Here is a 7960-nt window from a genome sequence, read left to right on the forward strand (position 1 = left end):
TTGTTTAAAGATCAGGTGTGTGATAAACACAGTAATCCAAATTAAGCCCCGATAATAAGGGGCTTTTTCGTGTAAGTTTCTATACAATCTCAATTATTCATACTTTATTTGTGTCGCGAAAATAACATGACTCCAATTTTGTTCTCTGCAGCCAAATCATCAGACCTAGAACAATTGAATCGGTTGATGTTTGGGCTACACCATGAACACCATCAATCGTGCCCTGATTTTTTTAAAACAGCCCGTGAAATCGAACAGGAAAAAAGCATAGCTCGCTACTTAGATGACCCAGAATGCCTGGTATTTGTGGCTAAAGATAAGCAGGATGTCGTCGGCTTTATTACCGGGCATTTTTGCGAACTGGTGTCGAGTGTCAGTAAACCTATTCAGATGGGCAGTGTGGATGAGCTTTATGTTCTGCCCCAATATAGGCAGAGAAAGATTGCTCATCAACTTTGTGAAACACTGAATCAACGCTTTAAAGAATATGGAGTGGTTCAGATATTTGTTGAAGTTTGGGATTTTAACGCGACGGCATTAGAGTTTTATAACAAGCTTGGGTTCGAGCACCATATTCATTGGTTACGTAAAGCAATATGAATGGTCTCACAATATTTTATATGGAAGGTTTTTAACGTGATTAAGCGGATACTGTTGCTTGTCTTAAGCAGTTTTGCACTATTTTTTTCAACGCTATTAATAGCTCAAGAGTCTTTTGCTCAAGAATCAATAATTCAGAAATCAGTGACTCAAGAAATGCCAGACTCAATTCGTGGTGCTCTTTGTATGGTCAAAGCGAACGAGAAGGTTGTTCTAGTTAATGAAATATTAACCCAACAGATTTCTTTACCTGGCGGAACCATCGATCCAGGAGAACCACCAAGCTTAACGGCTCAAAGAGAAACCTGGGAAGAAACAGGTCTGGTCGTAACGGTCGGTGATGTACTGGGTTATACCAATACAGCGGTTATTTATGATTGTATCTCAGATTCAGAAATCATCGCTTATGAATACAATAACGAGCTCGACGGTAATACGATGCCAATTTGGTTCGCACCACATTACGGGATTGAAGTATCAAGTGCCATGTTATTGCTACCAGAGTTGTTACCTAATGAAAGATACCGCTACCCAGAGCAATGGAATGACATCAAAGCGATGCACCAACATGCAACGGATCAATCCGTTACCTTTGTCAGTGAACTCATAAAGGCGGCACCTGAGCTGAACCAGTCTCAACTGCACTGGATTGTGAGTATGCAACAATCCGTCGCCTCATTGCCGAGCGTAATATTAGCTGCAATTGAACTGGGTAATGGGTTATTAAACCAACTAACCAAACCTTGGTTGCTACTGATCATTTTGCCTATTTTGTATTGGCGATTTGGAAAAGAATTTAACTACAAAGTTTTCTTTGCAATCACGGCCACTTCATTGCTGTGCTTGGTTGCACAGCAAGGCTTTGCGATTCCTAGACCACATGCCTATATTCCGGCTATCGATATGTACCATAGCTATGGCTTTGGTTTTCCGAGCTTACCGATTGCTATTTGGTTTTGTATTGCGGGGTTGGTGTACAAACAGATTGATGATGAGTTAAAACAACGCTTTGTTATTGGGTTCCTATCGTTGGTTCTGGTAGTGGGCTTATCTCAGTTCTACAGCGGAAGTGCGTTTATTTGGGACATGCTGATTGGAGCGCTACTGGGAATTCTTGTTGCGTGGCATATCATCCGATTGGAAAGCAAGCCAGATGTCGATTTAATGTCGGTGATCTGCTCTCGAGGGCTTTGGGTTGCGGTAAGCGTGGGGGCGGTTGCACTGACCGTCATTTGGCCATTACCGGTATTTACTTCCTGGATCGCCATTACGATCACAATGCTTGGTTTAGTGCTTTCACTTGAACGCGATAAGAAAACGATTTTGTTCAAGCAGCTTCTAATCATAATAGCATTTCTTCTTTCGGCGAATCAGTTACTTCTATTTATTGCATCTTTCGTTTCTTACAGCAGCATATTATCACTGATGATGGAATCAATCCGTTTTCCTATTTTGATCATATGTTATGCCGGACTGGTACGTAAATTCAGCCAATAGATGGTCAGCGATAGTCTTTTAGCTAGAGTCTTTCAATAATAGTCTTTTCGTAATGGTCTTTGTGTATTGAAGACCTTATGTTTCGAAAACAAAAAACGCCTGACACAGTGTTAGGCGTTTTTAATAAACTACGTGGGGTATATTTAATAAGCAGTCATCAAATCCCCGCTATTAACTGGACAGGATAAACTTTTCGATCACATCTGCTACGCCATCTTCATCGTTGCTGGGGGCAATATAATTAGCCAATGCTTTCGTTTCGGTCATTGCATTACCCATCGCTACCCCCATACCTGCGTAAGTTAGCATATGGTTGTCGTTTTCAGCATCACCCACACAAATAACCTCACTTGAATCTAGGCCTAGATAGTTGGCAATCGATTCGATCCCTAAGCCCTTGTTGCTGCCTAAGCTTAAGAATTCAAGAAAGAACGGGGCACTCTGAACGATGGTATAGCGTTGGTGCAACTCTTTTGGTAGCAGCGCAATCGCTTGAGTCAATTTACCCGGTTCACCAACAATCATTGCTTTGATGATCGGGTGTTCATCTTCTAATGTTGAAAAATCCATTTCTGTCAGGCTGAGCCCGTTAATGGTTGCCTCTAGCTGCGTGTACTCACTATTTTGGGGCGTGATTAGACCGTGCTCCTCGCTAAATGCATGGACATTTAGATCAAATTCCTTAGCCATTGCAGCCACTTCTTTTGCTGCCTTTCCGTCGATGATTTGCTTACGAATGATGCCTTGGTTTCCGAGTTCTTTGACCATAGACCCGTTATAGTATAAAACGAATTCGTTATCGCCATTGATGCCTAACTCGTCCAATTTATCGACCATACCGTCGAGTGGTCGACCTGAAGCCAAAACAACTTTTACGCCTTTTTTTCTGGCAGCCGAGATGGCGAGTTTAGTTTTGTCCGAAATTTGTTTGTTGCTATTGAGTAGCGTGCCATCCATATCGAGCGCGATGAGTTTGTACATAACTTACCTAAAATCTACAGCAAAAGGGCAGGATAATTAATTTTGACGATTTCAGCCAGTGTTAGTTATCTCACGCTCTATTCGTTCCTTTATCGATAGGCATTTTATTTGACCTTAACGTAAGACTCATTTAAGGTCTCGGACCTAATTTAGAGACACCTCGGGTTAAGTAAGTTGTATAAGATAAACGAAATGTTTGAAACGATTCAGGGCGAAGGCTATTTCACCGGTGTGCCTTCAGTTTTTGTTCGGCTTCAAGAGTGCCCAGTGGGATGCGCTTGGTGCGATACGAAACAAACATGGGACGCGCTTGAAAGCGATAAGCGCACAATCAATGAAATCTTAGTCAAAACTGAAGATAACCCATTATGGTGCGCGATTTCTGCTGAAGGCATTGTCGAGCAGTACCAGCATCAAGGCTATACTGCAAAGCATGTCGTGATTACTGGTGGTGAGCCCTGCATCTATGACTTACGCCCCTTAACCGAGGCGTTTGAACAAATAGGATGTCGCTGCCAGATTGAGACCAGCGGAACTTTTGAAGTAAAAGCAACCGGAAGCACCTGGGTGACAGTGTCACCAAAAGTGACAATGAAAGGGAAGCTTCCTATCATTGATTCTGCACTGGAACGTGCTGATGAAATTAAACACCCGGTTGGAACACAAAAAGATATTGATCACTTAGATGAACTGTTAAGTAGAGTGACAATCGATCAAAAGACGGTTATTGCTTTGCAGCCAATTAGCCAGAAAACACGATCAACCGAACTGTGTATAGAAACGTGCATAAAACGGAACTGGCGATTGTCGGTGCAAACGCACAAATATTTAAGTATTGCCTAGGGTTTATTGGAAGAGATGATGAAAAAAGCGGTAGTAGTATTCAGCGGAGGCCAAGACTCCACCACATGTCTGGTCAAAGCGTTACAAGAGTTTGATGAAGTCCATGCCATTACCTTTGACTATGGTCAAAGGCATCGGTTAGAGATCGATATTGCTCAAGACCTTGCTAAAGAGCTCGGCGCAACGGCACATAAAGTCATGGATGTGACTCTACTGAATGAACTCGCAATCAGTTCATTAACCCGAGACGATATTCCTGTCTCTCATGAGTTACAGGATAATGGTTTACCTAACTCATTTGTGCCTGGACGGAATATTTTGTTTCTCACCCTCGCTGGTATTTATGCGTATCAAATTGGCGCGGACACGGTGATTACAGGCGTCTGTGAAACCGACTTTTCTGGTTACCCGGATTGTCGTGATGAGTTCGTAAAATCAATGAATACTGCACTCGTTCTTGGCATGGACAGAACGTTTGAAATATCAACCCCCCTAATGTGGCTCAACAAGGCCGAAACCTGGGCGATGGCAGACCGATATGACGCCTTAGAATTGGTGCGAAATAAGACGCTAACGTGTTACAACGGGGTAATAGGTGATGGATGCGGTGATTGCCCATCTTGTGATTTGAGAAAATCAGGGCTTGATGAGTACCTACAAAACAAAGAAGAAGTAATGAAGCACTATCTAAGTAAGGCTTCGAGGTAATCTCTCTTCCCTGTTGTTAAGTTAAAAATAAAAACGTCGCAATGGCGACGTTTTTTGAAAATGGATTTAGTTGACGACTTTCTCTAAATAGAGTTTCGCTAAATCGGAAGGCTCTATTTCTTTACCTTCTAAAGATTCATTCCAGTTAGTGCCAATCAAAACGCCATCTTCAGCTAGAGTCAGTAGCCAATCTTCTACAAAAATATCGAGTGGGATTTCTAGTATTTCGAAGTCAGACCATTCTTCAACATTATGGTGTTCTGCATCTTCTTTTGAAGACCAAAAAGGCATTACTTCACTTTGCTCGAACTCACTAGAGTCACACGCTAACCAACCTTCTTCGTTTCGTAAGCCCCAAACCAATTTGTTTTGACAAGTTTCTGTTACAAATAGCTCTAGATTAGCTTGGATATCGGCGGTCAATTTAGTCATGTTAGTGCTCTCAATAGGTTAGACCGCGGTAGATTACCATTTTCATCAATGAAACTCATTAGAAAATAGGAACAAAATAAAAAAGGGCGCGTTAGCACCCTTCAAGTATTAAACCCGTAATATATCTTCGATTGTAACTACTTTTCGATCTTGTCGAAGATAGTCCACGCTTCCTTCACCGAGCCTTTGAAACCAATAACGGTGGCTTCTACTTTCCGGTTGAGTGCATGACTTTGTTCATCGTCACCATAAGCCGCTAAAGAGGTAGCCCCGTGACCGACAATATCTATACGAGTATGGCTTAATCCATTGGAAATAAGTTCCTTTCTAATCGTCTCAGCACGTTGTTCAGATAGCTTCAAATTGTATTCAGGGTTGCCTACTTTACTGGCGTAACCTTGAAGTTCGATCGAGGTTGATGGATAGCTGGTCATAAACTCGGTCATCACTCGTATTTGATTCAGAAAGACTGAATTCAATTCATAAGAGTCGTTGGCAAAAAGGATATTAAGTTTCATCTCTTGCTTGGAGTCGATGTAGGTTTCACACCCATCATTATCGATCTCAGAAGCAAGAGGTGTCTCTACACACAGATCTCTCGCATTAATAACGCCATCACGGTCGTCATCGAGTAAATCATCTAATTGCGTGGCGACTGGTGTGGCTATGTAGCTATATTCTTCTTCTGCGAGTGTATGTGTAGAGAAGAATGATGCCGTCACAAGTAAAGGGATAAGATGCTTGTTCATATTAGTAATCCACCTCTTGATGCCATTCGTCTGGCGTTGACACTCGTAGCGCTGATAACAAATTACCGGTTGCGTTCATCACTCGGTACTTGGCATATTGCTCATCATATTTGGCGTCAAGGTATCCTTTTCTCGCTTCGAAAAGCTCATTTTCGGTGTTCAATAAGTCAAGTAAGGTTCGCTGTCCAATGCGGTATTGCTTTTGGTAGGAAATAACGGTTTCAGAAGCCGAGTCAACATGGTCAGATAAAAAATCTTTTTGTTGTACCGTGAGATCTAAAGCGCTCCAAGAGAGTCTGAGCCCTTCTTCGACAGTACGGTAAGTGCGGTCTCGAAAGTCTTTAGACTTATTCAATTGATACGCAAAGCTGTCAATACGATCAGAATCTGAGCCACCATTAAATAGGTTGTAACGCAAACGAAGCATGGCTGAAAATTCATCACTGCTTCCTTCAGTACCGCCAGCGTCATCGTACCAAGTTTGAGTCGCTTCAATTGATAGGGTTGGGTAATTCACGCCCTTAGATTGTTTGTACTGAAACTTTGCCGCATCGACATCAGCTTGAGCCACTTTAATGACCGGGTGTTTTTCAAAAGCCGAGTTAAGCGCCTCGTCAATAGTAAATGGAATGGCTATTTGGTCGGCCATCGGGAAAATCAAACCCGCGGGAGCTTCACCAACAATACGCTTAAACTGAGTATGCACATCAAAGAGATTATTTTGCGCCGCAAGTAAATTACCGTGCGCTTTAGCTATACGAGCTTCTACTTGTGACATGTCAGCGGTTGAACCAATTCCTGACTCCACACGCTTTTTAATATCGATATAGATTTTCTTATGGGTTGCAAGGTTACTTTCAGACAGGCTTAGTACATCAAACGCTTTTGTTGCATCTAGGTAAATCTTTGTAACTTCAAGCGCGATATCTTGTGCGTCAGCAAGAAGTTGATAGCGGATAGATTCAGCATCGGCTGATGTCCTGTCCATATCATTCAAGGTCGCAGAGCCATCCCATAACAGCTGGGTCAATGTTAACGTTGCTTCTTTTCGGGTTAATTCGGTATCAGGGTTATTCTGCGCAGGATCGATCGCTTCGTACCCAATCCCCGCATCTAGATCGATACTCGGAAGATAGGCTCCGCCTGATGCATCGGCTAGATAGCGTTTACTGATGAATTCATTGTATGAAGCCGCTATCTCTGGGTTGGTTTTTAACGTATTAGCAACCGCTTGCTCTAATGTTTGGCTATAGCCCGGAAAACTTGCGGCGATTAGAACACTAACAGCACTAATTCTATTCCAGTTCACGATGTTTCTCCTTGGACAACTCTGTCTTTGTTATTTGACGCGTCAATAAAATAACACGAATCGTTATAAAGCCTAATGTTTTTGTCCATATATGTAATCAATTTGTAAAGTTAAGACGTTTTGCAACATTGTAACGTGTCATTGTTGCATTGAATATATTGAACTAAGATCAAATCAATATAGTGATATCGATTCATTATCAATATGAGAGGTGGGTCGTATTATGCGTTCGACTGGGTTACTGAAATGTTAGTTTATTGGTTTTGTTTACAACCTATTAATGTTAAATTATAGCAATAATGAATGTAATTCCATGGGTCATTATTTTGACTTATTGGATTGGCAGTTTGAAATAGCAGAGGCGTCATATGGGTATCGGTACTTTTATTAATGGTAGCAATTTAGCTGCTGGGCAAATAGTGGTTATTGACATTAATGGAAATCTAAAGGTATTGAACGAAGGAGATCAAGTACTTCCGGGTGAAGTCATCGTAAAAAGTGATGGCTCGTTAGATACCCAAGCAGAACAGCCTCTGCAGGTTGAGATTGTTGGAGAAGACGGAGATAACCAAGATATCACGGCTGAAATTGAAGATATCTTTGCAGCCTTAGAAGAAGGTCAAGATCCTACTCAGCTTGGTGAAGAATTTGCGACTGCCGCAGGTGGAACATCGGGCTCAAGTTTGACGGCATCTGGAAGTATTTCTAGAGATGGCCGTGCGATTATCGCATCAACACAATTGGATACCGAAGGGTTGGAGTCATTAGGTCTTTCTGAGACACAAAGCTTAACCCTGCTTCAGCAATTTCGTCAATATTCCCCAACTTTTGTTGATTCCAC

At 42.0% G+C, this 7960-nt stretch carries 8 protein-coding genes and 1 pseudogene; 5 read left to right on the forward strand and 4 right to left on the reverse strand.

What is annotated here, in order from left to right:
• Nucleotides 1–126 precede the first annotated feature (126 nt).
• Together A1QO_RS18640 and A1QO_RS18645 are read left to right on the forward strand one after the other, a co-directional pair.
• On the forward strand, nt 127–600 hold the full coding sequence (locus A1QO_RS18640) for a GNAT family N-acetyltransferase (protein ID WP_026026682.1): 474 nt from the start codon (nt 127–129) through the stop codon (nt 598–600).
• A complete protein-coding gene (locus A1QO_RS18645; RefSeq protein WP_017038409.1) occupies nt 601–2097 on the forward strand; it encodes a bifunctional NUDIX hydrolase/phosphatase PAP2 family protein in 1497 nt (498 codons plus the stop codon).
• A 171-nt stretch (nt 2098–2268) separates the two neighbouring features.
• Here A1QO_RS18645 and A1QO_RS18650 read toward each other — a convergent pair whose 3' ends face one another.
• Nucleotides 2269–3078, reverse strand: coding sequence for a Cof-type HAD-IIB family hydrolase (locus tag A1QO_RS18650; protein ID WP_017039529.1), 810 nt, complete (start codon nt 3076–3078; stop codon nt 2269–2271).
• A gap of 174 nt (nt 3079–3252) precedes the next feature.
• Here A1QO_RS18650 and queE point away from each other — a divergent pair, with 174 nt between their 5' ends.
• Nucleotides 3253–3921, forward strand: a complete 669-nt coding sequence (queE, locus tag A1QO_RS18655; protein WP_139152155.1) for a 7-carboxy-7-deazaguanine synthase QueE — start codon at nt 3253–3255, stop codon at nt 3919–3921.
• Between the two features lie 18 nt (nt 3922–3939).
• Nucleotides 3940–4629 (forward strand): 7-cyano-7-deazaguanine synthase QueC, encoded by a 690-nt coding sequence (gene queC / locus A1QO_RS18660; protein ID WP_017034967.1) that lies wholly within the window; start codon nt 3940–3942, stop codon nt 4627–4629.
• Between the two features lie 66 nt (nt 4630–4695).
• Here the strand turns inward: queC and A1QO_RS18665 are convergent, their stop codons facing one another.
• From A1QO_RS18665 to A1QO_RS18675, 3 genes are all read right to left on the reverse strand, one after another.
• On the reverse strand, nt 4696–5061 hold the full coding sequence (locus tag A1QO_RS18665; RefSeq protein ID WP_017034966.1) for a DUF2750 domain-containing protein: 366 nt from the start codon (nt 5059–5061) through the stop codon (nt 4696–4698).
• Between the two features lie 137 nt (nt 5062–5198).
• Nucleotides 5199–5810, reverse strand: coding sequence for an OmpA family protein (locus A1QO_RS18670; protein ID WP_017039531.1), 612 nt, complete (start codon nt 5808–5810; stop codon nt 5199–5201).
• Between the two features lies 1 nt (nt 5811).
• Nucleotides 5812–7119, reverse strand: coding sequence for a TolC family outer membrane protein (locus A1QO_RS18675; protein ID WP_017034964.1), 1308 nt, complete (start codon nt 7117–7119; stop codon nt 5812–5814).
• 368 nt (nt 7120–7487) lie between these two features.
• On the opposite strand from A1QO_RS18675, the pseudogene A1QO_RS18680 reads away from it, so the two are divergent.
• Nucleotides 7488–7960 (forward strand): annotated as a pseudogene (locus A1QO_RS18680) (adhesin); the annotation flags it as partial.

This window comes from Vibrio genomosp. F10 str. ZF-129 (assembly GCF_000287055.2).
Lineage (GTDB): Bacteria > Pseudomonadota > Gammaproteobacteria > Enterobacterales > Vibrionaceae > Vibrio.